We start from the raw sequence: 17,328 nt of genomic DNA, 5'->3' as shown, positions 1-17,328 counted from the left end.
TGTTACCGCATAATTATTAATGATAGTATAACGAGATTTGCCTTCTAAACAACACAAAAACCCCGAATAGGTCCACTTTTCATGTGTCCACTATTTGAGGTTCAGTTTAGAGATTAGTGCATGTGCTAAATATTATTTATAATTCATTCACTAATGAGTTCAAATTTTGTTTCTAATTTTTTACGCATAGATAATGCTAACGAAATAGCAGTTACAACTAAAATAATAATTACTGTCGTATCAAGAATTGCACTGGATCCTCCGCTACCTAGAAATTGAATTAGATTATGAAGGCCATGAAAAAGAATTAACGGATAAATATTTCCTGTTCTAATAAATAATTGCGCTAGCACAATACCTATTAATAAAGAATATACCAATTGAAGTCCAGTTTGCCCCATACTCTGTCCAGATAACAAGTTAAGCATGTGTGTGACAGAAAATAAGATACTCGAAGTCAGAATAGCCGGAAGGATACCTAGTGGTAGTAATATTTTAATCATTATTCCTCGGTAAATACTTTCTTCCACAAAGCCAACTAAAATAGCAAAGCCAACATAGAAAACAATTGTTTTAAGAGGTTGTGAACTAAAGCCTTGTAAACATAATACGATTAAAATAACAAGTAGTGGTAAATAGGGTATCCAATTTGTTCTTGTCAATTCTCGTTTGAAACCAAAATAAGTCCACTTTCTCTTCCATGTAAAATAAATAATTAACACTAGTGCTGTTGGTATAAATGATATTAATATCGGAGAATTGTAACTTAATTGCTTTATTGTTGCGATTGCACCCGCTATAAAAAAATTTAAACTGTCTTTCTTTAAAAATCTTCCTTCAGTCGAAAAAGGGAAAGAAACGGAATCCACGCAAAAAACTATTTCTGCCTCAAACAGTTTATTTATAAAAGAAATAAGGGAGTTAACAAACAATCCATCAGATTTGATTGTAAGAGACATTACTCCTAATCTTGTTATTATTTATATTGATAATCTTGTGGATGGACAGACCTTAAATGAGCATATCCTGCGAGAGTTGCAACAAAAAAGTTATGATTCTCCAGAGTGCATTAAAGCTAATCTATCCATACCTGAAATAGACTTGTCAGATCTCCTAGATGAAGCAATTCAATCAATGGTAAATGGAACAGTATTGATTCATGTGGAAGGGAACTCTCAAGTTGTTCTAGCAAGCATCTCTAAAAATGAGTCGCGTAGTTTGTCGGCACCAGAAAACGAATCTCAAGTAATTGGCTCTCAGGTTGGGTTCAATGAGAGCATTTCAACGAATATTTCTCTTGTACGTAGATACATAATAAGTCCCGATCTAAGTTTAGAAAAATTCAAAGTTGGCAAACTAACAAACACATCAGTTACTTTATTGTACATGAACGGAATCGCCTCAGAAGAAATAGTCAACTCGTTAAGACAGAGAATTACGAGCCTCAAACTTGATGCATTGATAGATAGTGCCGCTCTTACACAAATGATTGATGATAACTCTATGTCAATCTTTCCTCAGTTTCTTCTTACTGAGAGACCTGATAGGTTTTGCGATTCCCTATTAAACGGAAAAGTGGGAGTAATTGTTGATGGTAGTTCCATGGCAATCATTTGCCCCCAATCTTTTATAGAATTTTTTCAAAGTAGAGAGGATCAAAATCTTAGATGGCAAATAGCAACCTTTCTTCGATTATTAAGGTTTAGTGCTGTAGTATTATCTATTTTTTTGACACCCATATACGTTGCTGCATTGACTTTTCATTATGAAGTTATCCCGCAAGCATTTTTAGTACCACTTAGTGAATCAAGGGCTTTGGTGCCTTTCCCCCCAGTATTTGAAGCATTATTGTTAGAAATCATTATTGAATTATTACGAGAGGCCGGCGGTCGATTGCCGACAAAGATCGGCCAAACTATTGGTATCGTTGGAGGTATTGTAATTGGGACTGCAGCTGTGCAAGCGGGAATTACCAGCAATATATTAATAATTATTATTGCTTTAAGTGCATTAGCCTCTTTTACAACTCCTAGTTACATGATGGGAAATGTAATTAGGGTCCTTAGATTTCCAATCATAATTTTAGCAGGATTCTGGGGATTTTTTGGCGTTATGCTTGCTTTTTGTTTTATCCTTATTCATCTTTTAAGACAATCCAGTATGGGGACTCCTTATACCGCTCCATTTTATCCTCCTCGTCTAAAAGACTGGAGTAATAGTATTATCAGAATGCCTTTACCATTAACAAGCAAAAGACCTACCAGTACTAAAGCAAAAAATAAGAAAAAATATGATACAGAGCCTATAAAACCTGAAAAAAGGTGAAATAATGAAAAGTTCCATAAAAATTAGCCAAAATGAAATGCTTAATGCTTTTTTACTTTTCTTTGTGATTCATAGTGCTCAAATAGGTGTTGGGGTACAAGGATTTCAGCGTGTTGTGTATCAAGATGCTAAACATGACGCTTGGATCTCAATAATTATTGCAGGACTTGCCACACATATTGTTGTTTTTTTTATGATAAAAACTTTAGAGTTATACGGTTCCGATGACCTATATGGTATCCATCAAGATGTGTATGGAAAATTGATAGGAAGTTTATTGAATGCTACCTATCTTATATATTGTAGCTTTGCCTTCTTTTCTATATTACGCAACTACATTGAAGTAATCCAAACATGGATATTCCCCGGTTTAAGTACATGGTTTATTTCTTCTTCATTGTTGTTAATCGTGATTTATGCTTTTACAGGTGGGCTCCGTGTAATTGTGGGGGTTTCTTTTTTTAGCGTCATATTGTCTTTGTGGCTACTTCCAATTTTAACAATTCCTCTTGAATATTCAACAGCTGCTAACCTCTTGCCTATTTTAGAAACAAAAATAAGCTCTATTTTAAAAGGAGCTCATTCAATGACTTTCACTATTATTGGCTTCGAAATTCTTTATAGTATTTACCCTTACATAAAGGAAAAAGAAAAGGTGAAGAAGCATGCTCACCTTGCTTTATTAGCTACTACATTGGTTTATCTTTCTATTATGTTGATTTCGATTACTTATTATAGTGAAGGAAAGTTACTTAAAACAGTTTGGGCGACTTTAACCTTATTTAGCTTCATAAGTTTTCCGTTTGTTGAAAGATTTGAGTATGTTGCTGTTTGTTACTGGATGCTGATTATTATACCAAACCTATGTTTTTACGTATGGGCAGCTTATAGAGCGACAACACGAATTGTAAAAATTAGCGGAAATAAATTCGTATGGCTATTCTCCTTTGTTGCTTTAATAGGTACTTTAGTTGTTCAAAGCAGAATTCAAATCAATACCTTTAACAACGAATTTGCCAAATACGCATTTTATATTGTCTTTGTCTACCCTATTTTCTTATACTTAGTCGCTGTGGTGAAAAAGAAATTCACAACTAAAAAGGAGCAGGAAGAATGAAAAAGTTGAGCTTCTATTTAATAACACTTTTTCTATGCATTATTTTGGCCGGGTGTGCAGAGACAAATATTCTTGATAGAATCGGATTAACCACTTTAGTTGGCTATGATATCGGTAGTGAAGAAGAAAATATTAAAACTACAGCAGTTATTCGTGAAGTGAGTCCAGAATTTCAAAGTAATGTGGAGGTTGTCACGGCAGAGGAAGCAACAAGTAAAGGTGCTCGTGTAAAAACAAATCGAAAGCTCTCTAAAAAAATTATGGTAGGACAGATGAGAGTTATTCTTTTCAGTGAAGAGATAGCTAAGGATGATATTCATTACTTTATTGATGCCCATTTAGAAAACGCTAGTGTTAGCAATGGGGTCTACATGGCAGTAGTTGAAGGACCAATGTCATCCTTACTTGAATATAAATATGAAAACATTGAAGATATTGGACAACATATATACAGATTATTAGAACAAAACATTGAATCTGAGTACATGATTTCATCAACTCTCCATGTAGTAGCACGTGATTATTACTCAGCTGGCAGAAACATTGTTATGCCAATTATTAAAAGAGAGGAAGAATTTGTTGAAATATCTGGCATTGCTCTTTTCGAAGATGGTAATATGTCAGGCAGGCTTTCCGCTGAAGATAGCTTTTTTGTAAAAATAATCAGAGATAATTATAAACATGGAAACTTTCAAACCAAACTAAAAGAAGAAGATATCTCCCCTTCATTAATGAAAAATCCTTTTGATGAGATTCCTTTAGCATTTGATACCGTAAAGACCGACAGAAAATTGAAATTAGTCAATTCGACAACTCCTGAATTCGACTTAAACATTACCATTAAGGGAAGGTTATTGGAGCTTCGATCAGACATCGATGTAGGCAACCCCAAAATAGTAGACGAGCTTGAAAAAGGTATTAGTAATAACCTAAAAAGAGAAATATCAAGAGTAATTTCTATCGGTCAAAAATATGAATCCGATGTTTTTGGATTTGGTGAATGGTATAGAAGCTCAGTAAGAAATTCCAAGCTTACCAATGAAAAGTGGCATGAGTTGTTTAAAACTATGAAAGTAAATGTTAAAGTTGACTTTGAACTAGTGAGAAATGGTGTATTCGAATAAATGAACAATTTAATTCAAATTGTATTATACTCTTCTTGTTTACCTGACATGATTAAGAGAAAGTGATTAAAAAATTTGCGATAGTTTAAATCTAGTGCTACGCGATGTTTTCTTTTGTCACTAAAGCTTGTATCCAATATACTTTGTCCTCTTGAAGCAATTTCTAAACGTTTTTCAATTTGTATTGGATACGAGAAAAACGAAAAAAATTCTGGGTGTGTGAATGCCATAAGGGTCAATACGTCATGTAAGGGACTTCCTTTAAGATGAGGATCTCGCGTCATATAAACCCTGTTATAGAACTTCAAAAGTGGTTTGAGAACTCTGCTTTTATCAAAGTAGTCTATATAATTAATCATTTGTGGCGTTATGATAGCTTTACTAGTTGCGTTTAATGGGAGCAACGTAGTGTTTTGAGCATTAGAAAGAACGATTTCTACAGCTAAAGGATCAGCATGAAAATTAGCCTCTGCGTAAGATGTCACATTTCCAGGAACATAAAATGCGCCACCCATTATATAGTATTCCTTCACTTTCTTCATTAGGCAATTGTTAAGAATAAACAACGTAGCAAGTGAAGTAAGGCGTCCCATATTAACGATTATTAACTCATTTTCATATTTTTCTATTAAATGCTCTATTTCTAAAAATTGACCTACAGAAATTCCTTGAACTTGATTTGGCGTTATGGGACCAAGACCATGCGGACCGTGTATTTCAGGATAGTAAGATGGCTGTTCCCCGGTCAAAGGGAATTCCGCTCCACGAATGATAGGGATATCCTTGGAAAGATTAAAAACTTGAAATAAATACTGACTGTTTATTAACGCTTTTTGTCTGGATACATTACCATAATCTACAACTACACCAATAATTTCAATATCCTTATTTAAATGAGCGTAATATAATGCAATAGAATCATCGATTCCCATATCAGTAAATATTAGTACCTTCTTCATCATTAAAACCCTCCGTATTATTTTTCATTTACTTATATTACGAAGAAAAGAGGGATATGTCACAAACACGATTCCATTTATAAAGTGTTAAAGAAAAAAATGCTCATCAGTCATAACTGTTACTGGTGAGCATTTTCTAAAGTAATTCTTCTTAGAGAAGTGAATCGAGGCATTACCATTGCATATTTTTCAAATTCAATACCATTACTTTTTCTCCTTGTACATCAAGTTCTCCATTAAATTTAAAACCAAACTTTTCATACATTTTAATTGCTACAAGGTTATTTTCATAAACACTTAAATAAATTCGCTCACATGAATATTTATCGGCTAGAAATGAAATGAGTAACTTGAAGTAATAGCGGCCATAGCCCTTTCCTTGATAATGTTCATCGATAAAAAAGCGGTCTAGCCATACTCTCATACCATCTGGGTATTGAAATGGACCATACATCGCAAATCCTATTGGTACATTTTCTTTATATAAACCGACTGGAATAAACCTCGGATCCTCTTTTGCTTCATTTAAGCATTGAACTACCGTTTCAATAAATCCTTCCTGTTCATCTGCTATGTGTAAACCTAAAATTTCTTGCTTATTTGAATCTGTAATGTCACGAATTTCTGTGAACATAATGTCAAAACCCTTCTTTTATATTGCCTTCCCCTTAAACTTAACCTATTCGGTAACCGTATAGTTAAGGAAACTCTTCTATTTTCCACTTAAACAAAAGGTGTCCTGTTGAATTCACAACAAGACACCTGCTAATTTTGTTTTTGTTTTTCTATTAATTGTAAACATATTTTAGTCACCTGCACTTTTTTCTCACCGAAAAATATGCCATCAAATACGTATTCCTCATATGCATTAGACCCTATATCATAGCCATTTTGCTCAGCAGCTTCTTTTAAGCCTGCATAAGTTTCTTCAGCTGTATCACCAATCTGATATCCAATCACATAATAGCCACCTGGTCGTTTATGAATATTGTCCTCTTTTGTATATTCACTCACTTTCATATAGACGTGACTATAATGATAAAAATCTTTCTCTAAAATCTGTTGCTTTTGCAAAATTGCGCCTAGAGGGTAGCCCAAATCTAAATGCTTGGATTGTATGTGATGGATAAATTCCGATAATTTCGCAATGAATTTACGTTCACTTAAATTCAGTATATTTTCACTTAACATATAGCGCTCTTCATCAAGGTATTGAATAGTGATACTGACTGAATCTTTTTCAAGCGCCTGCTCTGCAAGATTGATTTTCACTTCCAGCATCTTTTGTAAGTATGTTAGTTGTTTTATTTTGTCCTCAATCTCTATTGATTTATTTTTTAAGACATTAACAGTTTCTTTAGGATTTTTTTGATGTACAAGCGTTTTAATTTCACTAAGTGGAATATCTAATTCCTTAAATAAATTAATTATATGAAATAACTCAAATTGATCATATGAATAGTAACGATAACCGTTTTTCAATTTCACCTCAGGCGAAAGTAGCCCAATGTCATCATAATGAAATAATGTCTGTTTCTTCACATGACAAAGCTTTGCGAATTCTCCTGTTGTAAATAATCGTTTTATTTCTGAATCGGTGTACATATTGATCCCCTATCTCAATACTTATCTTACTCGTAGTAACATGTTTGACTCTGATTTAAGATATACGAAATACTCTTCTATAATACCCCTTGTTTATATTATAAAATTCTCCATTCCTCATTAAAGGTTATATTTCACGAACTATATAAAAAATAAGTACCAAAACTAACAAACTTATTATCCAACTGATTAGGTGGATAAACAGATTCATACGACATATTAATATTTGTAGAAATAAAAGAGATGCATATAAACATGAAATAAACCTAAGTATACCTAAGTCCCGGTATTCCTCTATTATTGCATGATTAAAAAAACCATCTAAACAAAAGAAATGTTATTCAAAAAATAATATATAACACTTTCTATTAACTTTCATTTTATGGAACTTTCATTCTTTGTAGAATTCATTTATATCCTCCATCATACCCTAAAAACATATTTGGAATACTAGCATTTAAATAAAAAACACTATTTAAAAATAACTTAAACCTCTGCTACATAGCTATTTTCCAAACTCTACGAATAGATTTTATTAAATTAATCCCTGGATTAAAAGTGTATATTCTTTCTCTTAAAGCTAAGGATTTCTAAATACACTTATAAATTTAGGTATTATATCCTGGTTATATCATCAGGATACTTTATACTTAAGAAACTATATTTATTGTAAATATAGTAAATATTATTTTTATATAATATACTTTATAAAGCTTATACATATAATATAAGACTATTTATCAAAATTGGAGACTATTTATGAAAAAATTATTATCTATTGTAGTAGCAATTATTATTTTCGCTAGTACACAAGTACCTTTTGCCAATGCAGAAGCTACTTCAGTATCTAAAATTGAATCTTTGTTGAAGACTGCAGAGAAACATGCAGGTGAATTAAAGTGGCAAACTTCATATGAATTTACGAAGGAAATTAAAAATCCAGATATGAAAGTTTTTAACTTAACGAAAAATGCTTACTGGAAAGCTTATTTTGAAATTGAGAAGTATAATGGGAAAGACAAAGAGAAATTTGAAAATCGCTTACACAATAATACTGGTATTCACTTTTCCCGAGCTACTTCATATATTGATGCCATTACTTCTGGAAAGAAAATAGAGCGGTTAACAGATCAATACAACAACCTATATTCTTCAGACCCGACATCTAACGTAACTGTACAAAAATACCATGATTTATCAACGGAAATTCGTAAACAAGCTCAGATTCTTTATCATGTTTACGGAAAATCAACACGAGAGGCGATACTTACAAAATATAAACAGCCAGGTGTAAAAGCTCTTCAAACATCGAAATATGTAATTTCTACAAAGATTCATTTAAATAATTTAGAGAGCTTGATTGCTAATAAAGCTCCTCAATATAAAATAGAGTCAAATGTTGCTACATTTTTCAGCCTGCAGGATATGATAAAAAATGAAGAAATTGCTGGGGACCTTTATACAATTTATTATGAAATAATTAGAAAGGACTCAAACTTCTTATCACAAGAAAAAGAAATAACAGAGTTTTTTAAAATATCTACAGAATATACAAATGCAGAAAATGTTGAGCTGCTATTTGGTCTATATAGCAAAGATTATCCTGATTACTTGAATCTCAAAAAAGAAATAGAAAGTACATTCATTGACTTTGACTTAAGGTATGAGACGCTAGGTATTGAAACTCATTTTATAATTGATGGTATAGCACTTGTCACTCATGATGAAGTTGAAACATACCAAGAGGAAAGCATTGCATATAGTTTTACTTATTTGCTGGAAAAAGATTCAGATGGTAATTGGAAATATCTTGATTTAATAGCAATTGACTAATGTTTGGGGAAGAATAAAAACTACAGCCAACCCTTAAAGCTTGGGGTAGCTGTAGTTTTTTTATTCAACTAACTTGTCTAGTTGAAATTATATGAATTAAAAATATTTTACATATAGTATTCTTTAACTCTTGGCGAGACTTGGTTTTTATAATTTTTATACATGCTCTGATTCAAAAGTTAAATACAATTCATCCTCAAACTATCATCAAGTTTTTTAGTTTTAAATTAGAATACAAATTTTTTCATATTTCTTATCAATATTATCTTTAAAGAGGCATACTAACCTTTTTAACAATTTATTGAGAACACTAGGCAGTTTCACCTTTATCATCAAGTTGATAAAGCCTTAACAACCTCTTTCCAACAAATTTTAAAATATTTATGAATATGTTCTCTGATTTACTATTACTTTTAAATCAACGATCCTTTTAAAATTTCATAGTCTATATTTACCACCCTACCTCTTTTGCTAATTGCAAAAGCACTTTTCGATCAAAGTCATCTAAAATTTGATATGAAGAAATTTCATCAATATTTTTTCCAATCTTTTGTAGAGTTACAATTGCTAAATCACCAATTTTATAATAACCCAACAACTTATCTTTTGTTTCCCTTTTGAAAGACAAATTATATAGTTTTTTCATAACATTTTCATTATATACTCCAAAATTTCCAATAGCCGACATAACATGATATAAAATTATAGGATTTTGTTCATCTAATAATTTTTCTAACTCATCAGCTGTACAACTTCCTTCATTAATTTTATCTACTATATTCATAAATTCTTCTCCTTTTTTCTTATTTTAAATGAGTAGTTAATAAGCTCCTCTCTTCAATATAATTCTCAAAAAGCATATTCGCTATATCTCTACGCCCTATACTTTCGGCAAATTCTACCTCTCTCATGTATGCATTTAATTCCATTCTTACCCTATTTTTTGTTTGAAAATGATAACTCATACCAGGAAATCCTTGTTTCATATCGTCTAAATAATGAGTGTATTCATGTATTAATGCACCAATAGAAGAATTTTCGTCATCATCTCGCCCATTTCTCTTACTTATTTAGTTCCGCCAAGTATCATAACGATACTCCTTGAAGGTACAACCATCATGAGCTTTCGATTTTCAATTAAATCATTTTCTTTTCCTCTATTTAAGAGTAGTTGATTCAAATAAAGTAAAAAACCTTGAAAGGCATTTCATAGCCAATCAAGGTCAATTAGTTTTTACTTCTTCTTCCAATTAAGCCTAATCCTCAATTAAATCTATATAATATTCATTATTATTGAGAAACTTTTTAAAAAAATCCTCTAACGATTCAGCTATTTGAATATCGAAATAATATATTGGATTATTAACTAATTGTTAATCTATTGAAATATAAACACTCTCGTTTACTTCAAAGAAAATAAGTTTATCTTCATCATTAAAAATTTCATCTAAATCTGGGTCAAATTCAAAAAAACCTTCTCTTAATCTAATATCTGCTACAGCCCCTGGTCCCAATATCCTATTTATTGCATTAGCACTTTGACCTTTAATAAAACCATAACCAACTTCTAAATATAACTGTTTTAAATCATTTGGAAAACTGATATCCATTCTTTGTTCAGCTTTTAAAATATCATCTTCAGGTACCTTATAAATTTTATTTTCTAGCTCATTAATAAATTCAAAATCAGCCATTTGCTATTTTACCTCCTTGGAAATAGTTTACCTGATGGAGCTCCCTTTCCATGTATCCCTGCTTGGTGTTCGTTAGGATATTTTGCTGGATTCACCACTCATGAGGACCCTCAAATATGATGGGCATCATACGGTTGACCGATACTCCGAGCAACCTCTCCATTCTTATAAAGCACTTCTTCTGTATATCAAGGCCACTTTTGGTTGTTTTTTCTTCTCATTCTGCAATCAATTTATCTTTTAAGATCGATGTAAATTTGCTTCTATGCTTAGCAGTCTCTTTTGGTGTCAATTTTTCATAGGTTTTGTTTCTCAAGGCTTCTTTTATAAGATGAATCTGCTCTTTATTAACCTTTCGTACAGTTCTAGCCTCTATATCCCTCAGATAAGCTTTTGCTAAATCATTATTAAGTTCACCCGAACCCTATGTTGTAATCTTAAAAGTTTCTAATAAAAAACAGCCTATCTAAAACTTCACTGATCTAAATAATGAGAAAAATAAAAATACCTTTCGTTTTTGATTCAAAACTCATTTTACTTTTAATCCCAAATATCTAAAAGTAAAAACCTTAAAAGGCAAAAGCCAATCAAGGTTCTTACTCTGTGCTATATTTCTTGCTAAAAATTTCTAAAATCATAAGCAAGTATCAAGATTCAATAGTTGTTCGATCAACAAAATTTTGATTCTCTTTAATAATCATTCTTGAAAGACGTCTTCCTGCTCTCTTAAAGAAGAATTCATCAGCGAACTCTTGTGAATCAATTTGAGATAGTTGGTTGATTACTTCATTTTTTTTATCATATTCAATTCGACCCATTAAATCCTCATTCGGTCCATATTGATATACTACCCTCTCTTCATCCTCAAACTCCTTCAACATTAAAATAAAAACTGCCATGAATCTTCACTCCTCATTGTTTTTCTCCCAATTCCAAAGCCTTCCAGATTCTATTGTTTTGTCATGAGCTGTTCTATAATTAGTCTGGAATATACTCTCAAATTTTGATTCGAAAATTTCGTGATGTAACAATTGTATATCAGAATCTACTTGTTTCCCATCAATCAATCTTTGCCATGCTTGAGCTAGTTCGAAGTCCGGATCAAATCTCCCAAATCCGTGATCCTTTATATGGGAGTTATTAAAAATATGATTTTTAATCCTTTGTACTCTAGCAACAGAAAAGCCCGTATTTTTAGCGATAGCATTCACGTCTTCTGTTCCTAAATTCCTAAATTTTTCATACATCTCTTCTGCAATAGCTTCTTCTTTGAAGAACTGCTCTGGGGATATATTTCTTCCGCCAGATTCAGCATATTGGATAGAACTATCCGTACCCTTAACCTCAACATCCCCCACGGATTTATTAGCATCCTTTGACGTATCTTTTGCTTTATCGGCTTTTTTTTGAGCTTCGATGATATGCTCTAGAATATCCTTTCCTTCCTTTGCCCCTTCAGCTACTTTTTTTAATTTTCCTACTGGTGTAAGAGATAATAGTGCTACACCTTTTTCTCTTCTCGAAGCATCTGGGTCAAATACGGTGAAAAGATCATCTAACACGAATTCTTCTACAACTATTTCACCCACTATTTTCAAACCTAGGCCCATTCCAAACAATCCATCCGGCGTTCCTGACCCGTTTCCTCCTAGCACTTTCCTCATTCCCTCATAGGTAATGGGTTCATTAGCAGTGTACGTCTGGCCTGAAGACGGATGATCAATGGCCAATTCTGGATTACTTTGTAACATTGCCGCATAAATTTCGTCCAATTCATTCGTCTCATTTTGAACGTTTTTATTTATATCTACACTGTTTGTATGAATAGGCAGACTGGCAAAACCTAGAATACTAGGACCATATAAAGCATTGGTTTTTTGGATAAGCCCTCCGTAGCCAAATTGAAGCGGAAGTGCGCCTGTTAGAAAAGTGTAAAACATGGTAGTCAAGTCATGGTTCTTTGTTTGTACAATTGTGTTTCCTGTAACCTGAATATTACGTGCCTCTAATTCCAATTTCAAAGTGTTCCGTGAAGCTAATACCCCCCAATGACTAGACTGAAAATGGACATCGGTTAGACCGCTTTGAAACATTCCTTCTATATCCGTTAGCCATGTGTCCATCGTCTGGATATCTTGTTCCACAGGATTTAATGATACTGTCTGAGAGTAATCGAACTCATTCAACTGTTGAACGGTGTCATCCCGCTTCTTTTTGGAAGTAATGACACCCTCTTGGACAGCACTGTCATCGAGATGCGGCAAGGACACGATATCACTGACACTATCCATTATACTGTTAGCCTCATTCGTGAGGGCTTCCGTCAGGTTACCGATAAGTGTTAGACCCTGCTCCAGCTCTCCCTCTAGAAATTCTTGCATTATGTATCCAGCCGAATCTGGCTCCAGTGATTGTAGTGCAGACTCTATTTGTTGTAGCTTCTGTCTGTAGGTTTCTGAAAACAGCTGAAAGAATTGTAGAAAGGGCAGGTGACATTCTGCATAGAAATCGCGGATAGCATAGCCTCCCTCTCCCTTTAACAGTTCGTCCATTTCAACTAAGCCGCTTACTGTTCTTTCTATATTCTCTGTCTCGGTTTTCAGGCGCTCCAGCATAGCCATATTTCGTTTTAGCCCATCTTGAAGTAAGTCTACGTCTAATATTTTCATAGGCAAGCACTCCACATACTGGGCACAAGGAAGGATTGCCTGTTCTCTTTATTATACAATATTTCCCTACCACTAGACATATTTTCTCCTCCTCTAGTAACCTTTCGTTAGTTATAATATTCCATTTATTCCAAAGAAACGTAAAGAGTTAAATTGCCTTTTCTCTTAAAATAATTCAGAAGGAGCATTAGTTTTCTGTACATTTAAATCTTTTGTATTAATCTCACACAAGTCTTTATACTTATTTTTTTGTATAAAAACCTATTCCGATAGCTTAAATAAATACATATGCGCTTAGTTCTTTACAAAGAAAAAAAGAGCAAACAGATCATCTGTTTACTCACTTGCACTCAATTTTAAAAAGTTATATTCATTAAATTTGCAGCAAAAGTTCATCTGCACTGTAAAACTCTACACAGTTTCTACCTTTATGCTTGGCAGCATATAACGCTTGATCGGCTTCTCTTATTAATTGTTGAATGGAGTAACTTTCCTCTCCTACTTCCAAAAGTGCATGGGATACCCCAAAACTTGATGTCACTTGAATTTCCACTTTATTAAAAGTCGTTAAACTTTCTGCAACTGCTTTTCGAATTATATTCGCTCTATTAGTGGCCTCCATTAATGTAGTTTCAGGCATACAAATAATGAACTCCTCTCCACCATAACGACCCATATAGTCTACAGAACGTAATTTTTCCTTTACTATACTTGTGACTCTAGTCAAGACTATATCTCCAGCCTCGTGTCCATATGTGTCATTTACCCTTTTAAAATAATCAATGTCAAACATTACAATAGATATATTCCCTCCATCCAACATTAAATCATCAAATAGCATTTCAGATTTTTTCATAAAAAATGTTCGATTCAACACGTTTGTTAGGCCATCTAGGCTTGCTAATTGTTTTAGTTTCGCTTCCATTTGCACTTTTTCCGTAACATTCATAAAGGTAATAATCTTACCAACCTGTACTCCATTTTTATTCTTCACTTCTGTAAAATTAATCCGAAAGTGAATAGCTCGATCCTCTAGTAAGCTAGTATAATCGAACTCTAATTCCTCATCTAATTTTCCTTTCAGTATAGGGTCATCGATGACATCTGCTATCGATTTACCGATATGATGGTTACTCAACTGAGGGATTAAAAATAATGCAGCCTTATTGTAGTCAACTATCACCTTATTTTGATTTAAAACAATTACTCCTTCCTTTAAACTTTCAAATACACTCTCCCTAGCAATCGGAGCGACATTGAACATTTGTAAGGATATAAGAGCCACGCCTTGAAAAATAAAAGCGATACTCAAAGAAATAGGACCAAGATCAATACCTTTGCTCCAGTCGTTTAAATAAAAATAATTCGCTATTATTGGGGTAATAAAACCTGCAACCATCAATAATATTTGCATACGAAACAAAAATAAAGATTTACGGTATTCTCGTAGCAATACGAAGACAGATAGAGTTAAGCATACAAATAGGAAAACGGCGTGAATATAAAACCAAGGCCCCCATTCTAGCTTTAACAATGGGAATGGTCCTTCATTATTAATGTTCATAGATTTATAATAAAGATGATGAAGGTCATTCGTTTGCATCATAAATATAGTAGTGATGGGAATGATGAAAAGAGCATAGTTCCATGTTTTTATTTTGCGTCCTACATACTCTAAACACATAAAAAGAACATATACAGGTATGAAAGGCATGGCAAGATATTCTACACCAAGCCAAAACTTCATTTCCTTTAAAGAGGTACTTGCTAATTCAAAGGCATAAGCAAAAGTGAAAATCGATGACAGTAATGTAACTAAAATATACGGCTTTACTCCTGGAGCATCCTTAGCTTTGACTCGTATATATAAGCTAAGAAACAAACTTATTGCCCCTGCCATTATTACTACCAGAATGTGTGTCAAGAAATTTTCTCCGTTCCAATTTATCTTTTGTACATATATTATATAGTAGATTAACGTCCAATGACTAGAGACTGTTTTGCTATTTTTTGCCACCAATGTAAAGGGGAAACCACTTTTTTATTCATTGAGATGAGCTCTTTACTCATTAATAAATCCCTATCTGTCTTAACGCTTAAAAACGATAAGAAGGATAGGGATTATTTTCTGCTATAAAACTTACAAAAAAATATGTTATGAAAAAGAATATTTTTGAATGATTTGATTGAATAATTGTTGTAACTCTTCTTTATCTAATCCTATTACATATGCTTCTGCTAAAAGGGATTCAAGATTAGAAGTGATATGATACAGTTTATTTTCTTTTGGAGGACTTGATTTTCCAGTGAAAACAAAAGCTTTAGATTTAGGCTTCACTACTATCAAACCTTTATTCTGAAGTTCTTTGTAGCTTTTATGAACGGTATGTAGGTTAATATTTGCTTGGATTGCCAAGTCTCTAATAGATGGTAATCGATCGCCATTTTTCAAATTTCCTTTAGCCATTTCTAATATGAGTCGCTGAGCAAGCTGTTGATAAAGAGGAATCTTGCTGCTCGGGTCTAAAGTTACATTCATTTCTCTCCTTCCTTTCATATTTAAATAGAGCGCATTACCTTTATAAATGTGAACATTGTAATTGCTACTGTTAAGAGTGCAATGATAATCGCCATTATCCATTGAGAAACATTGAACGCGAGTAAACAGAAATGACAGATGGCAATAAATATTAATATTGGAGAACCGTATACTAAGCTGATTAAAACGTTAGGATTCGATTTTACAGCTTCTGATGGTGTTTTCCAGTTTACTAACGGATGTCGCATATCATGAATAGGAGACAGTAAGTTATAACAAATAATTAAGACTAATGTAATAAATAATAGCAACAAGCTGAGAATATCGACTTTTCCAAACAACAGGTAAATAATATAGCTGATTACAACGGAAACGATACTAATAAACGAGGAAGTTGCAACTTTTGAAAGAAAAACCTTTCGGCGATCTAAAGGAAGTACAATACTAAAAGCATAATTCTTTCCCTCTCTCGAATATGGCGTACCACTAATATTGTCCACACAGCTTACAAACAAAATCATATATCCAAATATATAAAGTTCTTTGTCGATTAGCCACTCCGTCTTCAATAAATCCATCTGAGCTACAATGAGAAAGATAAAGGTGAATAGTGGAGCTAAAAACAAACTTAAAATCACTTGCAATTTAAAATATGGCTCTGATTGAATAATCCACCACTCTCTTTGTAAGTAATATGACCAAATATTTTCCGTTTTGTATATCTTAACCTTAGGCATATTTTCTACACTATTTTCTAGCAACCCATTTTTGTAATAGTTAACTGCTGTATTCTTTACTGTAGAGATGAAAAAGAGCACGCAGATTACCATTAGACTACTGACTATAACGAGAAAATCTATCATGCTAACTTTGGATAAGAGTGGAGTTACTATAACTTTTATAAGTGGCTCTTGAATTGAAAAACTATAGTACATTTTAAGCGAACTTGATAAAGTAGTGATTATGTCGGACATAGATGAGAATTGAAGACTCACTATATCAGTATTTATTATTTCAAAGAAATACATAATTGGGCTTACTCCAATTAGTACGACTAATAATGTATTTGTCACGAAGTACAATAAGGAACTTGAGTATAGTCTTCTAAAGCGGTTCGAAATAGACAATATAAATAAAATAAATAATGCTGTCATTACATTTATAAGAGTTAGAATAATCACCGCTCGGACAATTTCCCATATCTCATATTTATAAAACAATAATAAATAAATTGGTATTTGTAACGTTCCAACTATAATTATAGGAAAAGCAAGCCCACTTATAATTTTTGCTTTAACTATTTGTTTTGGTGAAATAGGAAGACTAGATAAGATATTAAAATCACGCTGATTAAATACAACTGAAACGGCAAAATAAGCTGTCAATAGATAAGTTAATGCCATGGAAATAAATAGATTGAAAAACAAATATTCTTTAGAAGTTCCTAAAAAGTAAATCATTAT

The 17,328-nt window shown here is 32.7% G+C and carries 15 protein-coding genes and 1 pseudogene; 4 read left to right on the top strand and 12 right to left on the bottom strand.

The annotated features are described in order from the left end of the window. Positions 1–143: 143 nt before the first annotated feature. Entirely contained in the window at positions 144–959 is an 816-nt protein-coding gene (locus tag MHB55_RS07865) for a CPBP family intramembrane glutamic endopeptidase (RefSeq protein ID WP_340862937.1), read from the bottom strand. On the opposite strand from MHB55_RS07865, the gene MHB55_RS07860 reads away from it, so the two are divergent. From MHB55_RS07860 to MHB55_RS07850, 3 genes are read left to right on the top strand one after another with little or no spacing between them, the layout of a single operon-like run. After that, positions 943–2,325 carry a spore germination protein gene (locus MHB55_RS07860; RefSeq protein ID WP_340862936.1) on the top strand — a complete coding sequence of 461 codons (1,383 nt, stop codon included), beginning with the start codon at positions 943–945 and terminating at the stop codon, positions 2,323–2,325. The two genes, MHB55_RS07865 and MHB55_RS07860, sit on opposite strands and share 17 nt — an antisense overlap. 4 nt (positions 2,326–2,329) lie before the next feature. Next, complete coding sequence (locus tag MHB55_RS07855; protein WP_340862935.1) at positions 2,330–3,442, top strand: GerAB/ArcD/ProY family transporter; 1,113 nt, start codon at positions 2,330–2,332, stop codon at positions 3,440–3,442. Beyond that, positions 3,439–4,566 (top strand): Ger(x)C family spore germination protein, encoded by a 1,128-nt coding sequence (locus tag MHB55_RS07850; RefSeq protein ID WP_340862934.1) that lies wholly within the window; start codon positions 3,439–3,441, stop codon positions 4,564–4,566. The genes MHB55_RS07855 and MHB55_RS07850 overlap by 4 nt, the downstream gene beginning before the upstream one ends. Positions 4,567–4,580: 14 nt before the next feature. On the opposite strand, the gene MHB55_RS07845 is transcribed toward MHB55_RS07850, so the two are convergent. The 3 genes from MHB55_RS07845 to MHB55_RS07835 all read right to left on the bottom strand — a co-directional run bounded on the left by MHB55_RS07845 (position 4,581) and on the right by MHB55_RS07835 (position 7,130). After that, positions 4,581–5,525, bottom strand: a complete 945-nt coding sequence (locus MHB55_RS07845; protein ID WP_340862933.1) for a nucleoside hydrolase — start codon at positions 5,523–5,525, stop codon at positions 4,581–4,583. A gap of 172 nt (positions 5,526–5,697) precedes the next feature. Next, positions 5,698–6,159, bottom strand: coding sequence for a GNAT family N-acetyltransferase (locus MHB55_RS07840; RefSeq protein ID WP_144538190.1), 462 nt, complete (start codon positions 6,157–6,159; stop codon positions 5,698–5,700). A gap of 131 nt (positions 6,160–6,290) precedes the next feature. After that, entirely contained in the window at positions 6,291–7,130 is an 840-nt protein-coding gene (locus MHB55_RS07835) for a MerR family transcriptional regulator (protein WP_340862932.1), read from the bottom strand. A 759-nt stretch (positions 7,131–7,889) separates the two neighbouring features. Here MHB55_RS07835 and MHB55_RS07830 point away from each other — a divergent pair. Then, positions 7,890–8,963 (top strand): hypothetical protein, encoded by a 1,074-nt coding sequence (locus MHB55_RS07830; protein WP_340862931.1) that lies wholly within the window; start codon positions 7,890–7,892, stop codon positions 8,961–8,963. Between the two features lie 451 nt (positions 8,964–9,414). On the opposite strand, the gene MHB55_RS07825 is transcribed toward MHB55_RS07830, so the two are convergent. The 8 genes and pseudogenes from MHB55_RS07825 to MHB55_RS07790 all read right to left on the bottom strand — a co-directional run bounded on the left by MHB55_RS07825 (position 9,415) and on the right by MHB55_RS07790 (position 17,325). Next, positions 9,415–9,747, bottom strand: coding sequence for a hypothetical protein (locus tag MHB55_RS07825; RefSeq protein WP_144538187.1), 333 nt, complete (start codon positions 9,745–9,747; stop codon positions 9,415–9,417). 19 nt (positions 9,748–9,766) lie between these two features. After that, positions 9,767–9,928 (bottom strand): hypothetical protein, encoded by a 162-nt coding sequence (locus tag MHB55_RS07820; RefSeq protein ID WP_340862930.1) that lies wholly within the window; start codon positions 9,926–9,928, stop codon positions 9,767–9,769. A gap of 291 nt (positions 9,929–10,219) precedes the next feature. Further along, positions 10,220–10,657: pseudogene (locus MHB55_RS07815) on the bottom strand (SMI1/KNR4 family protein). Between the two features lie 647 nt (positions 10,658–11,304). Further along, entirely contained in the window at positions 11,305–11,556 is a 252-nt protein-coding gene (locus MHB55_RS07810) for a hypothetical protein (RefSeq protein WP_144538185.1), read from the bottom strand. Between the two features lie 6 nt (positions 11,557–11,562). Beyond that, on the bottom strand, positions 11,563–13,326 hold the full coding sequence (locus MHB55_RS07805) for a ribonuclease YeeF family protein (RefSeq protein WP_340862929.1): 1,764 nt from the start codon (positions 13,324–13,326) through the stop codon (positions 11,563–11,565). A gap of 373 nt (positions 13,327–13,699) precedes the next feature. Then, positions 13,700–15,250 (bottom strand): histidine kinase N-terminal 7TM domain-containing diguanylate cyclase, encoded by a 1,551-nt coding sequence (locus MHB55_RS07800; protein WP_340844329.1) that lies wholly within the window; start codon positions 15,248–15,250, stop codon positions 13,700–13,702. Positions 15,251–15,481: 231 nt separating this feature from the next. Continuing rightward, on the bottom strand, positions 15,482–15,865 hold the full coding sequence (locus tag MHB55_RS07795; protein WP_151110392.1) for a GntR family transcriptional regulator: 384 nt from the start codon (positions 15,863–15,865) through the stop codon (positions 15,482–15,484). A gap of 20 nt (positions 15,866–15,885) precedes the next feature. Next, positions 15,886–17,325: a hypothetical protein gene (locus MHB55_RS07790; protein ID WP_340862928.1), complete on the bottom strand. Its 1,440-nt coding sequence runs from the start codon at positions 17,323–17,325 to the stop codon at positions 15,886–15,888. Between the last annotated feature and the right edge of the window lie 3 nt (positions 17,326–17,328).

The organism is Psychrobacillus sp. FSL K6-1267, from assembly GCF_038003265.1.
GTDB classification, from domain to species: Bacteria; Bacillota; Bacilli; order Bacillales_A; family Planococcaceae; genus Psychrobacillus; species Psychrobacillus faecigallinarum.
This window is presented reverse-complemented; position numbering and strand designations above follow the sequence as displayed.

What these genes read in the sequence shown, in the direction of transcription:
- MHB55_RS07835 (WP_340862932.1), bottom strand. Translation starts at nt 7,130, where the DNA reads ATGTACACCGATTCAGAAATAAAACGATTATTTACAACAGGAGAATTC.
- MHB55_RS07855 (WP_340862935.1), top strand. Translation starts at nt 2,330, where the DNA reads ATGAAAAGTTCCATAAAAATTAGCCAAAATGAAATGCTTAATGCTTTT.
- MHB55_RS07790 (WP_340862928.1), bottom strand. Translation starts at nt 17,325, where the DNA reads ATGATTTACTTTTTAGGAACTTCTAAAGAATATTTGTTTTTCAATCTA.
- MHB55_RS07865 (WP_340862937.1), bottom strand. Translation starts at nt 959, where the DNA reads ATGTCTCTTACAATCAAATCTGATGGATTGTTTGTTAACTCCCTTATT.
- MHB55_RS07805 (WP_340862929.1), bottom strand. Translation starts at nt 13,326, where the DNA reads ATGAAAATATTAGACGTAGACTTACTTCAAGATGGGCTAAAACGAAAT.
- MHB55_RS07820 (WP_340862930.1), bottom strand. Translation starts at nt 9,928, where the DNA reads ATGAGTTATCATTTTCAAACAAAAAATAGGGTAAGAATGGAATTAAAT.
- MHB55_RS07825 (WP_144538187.1), bottom strand. Translation starts at nt 9,747, where the DNA reads ATGAATATAGTAGATAAAATTAATGAAGGAAGTTGTACAGCTGATGAG.
- MHB55_RS07810 (WP_144538185.1), bottom strand. Translation starts at nt 11,556, where the DNA reads ATGGCAGTTTTTATTTTAATGTTGAAGGAGTTTGAGGATGAAGAGAGG.
- MHB55_RS07795 (WP_151110392.1), bottom strand. Translation starts at nt 15,865, where the DNA reads ATGAATGTAACTTTAGACCCGAGCAGCAAGATTCCTCTTTATCAACAG.
- MHB55_RS07830 (WP_340862931.1), top strand. Translation starts at nt 7,890, where the DNA reads ATGAAAAAATTATTATCTATTGTAGTAGCAATTATTATTTTCGCTAGT.
- MHB55_RS07850 (WP_340862934.1), top strand. Translation starts at nt 3,439, where the DNA reads ATGAAAAAGTTGAGCTTCTATTTAATAACACTTTTTCTATGCATTATT.
- MHB55_RS07845 (WP_340862933.1), bottom strand. Translation starts at nt 5,525, where the DNA reads ATGAAGAAGGTACTAATATTTACTGATATGGGAATCGATGATTCTATT.
- MHB55_RS07840 (WP_144538190.1), bottom strand. Translation starts at nt 6,159, where the DNA reads ATGTTCACAGAAATTCGTGACATTACAGATTCAAATAAGCAAGAAATT.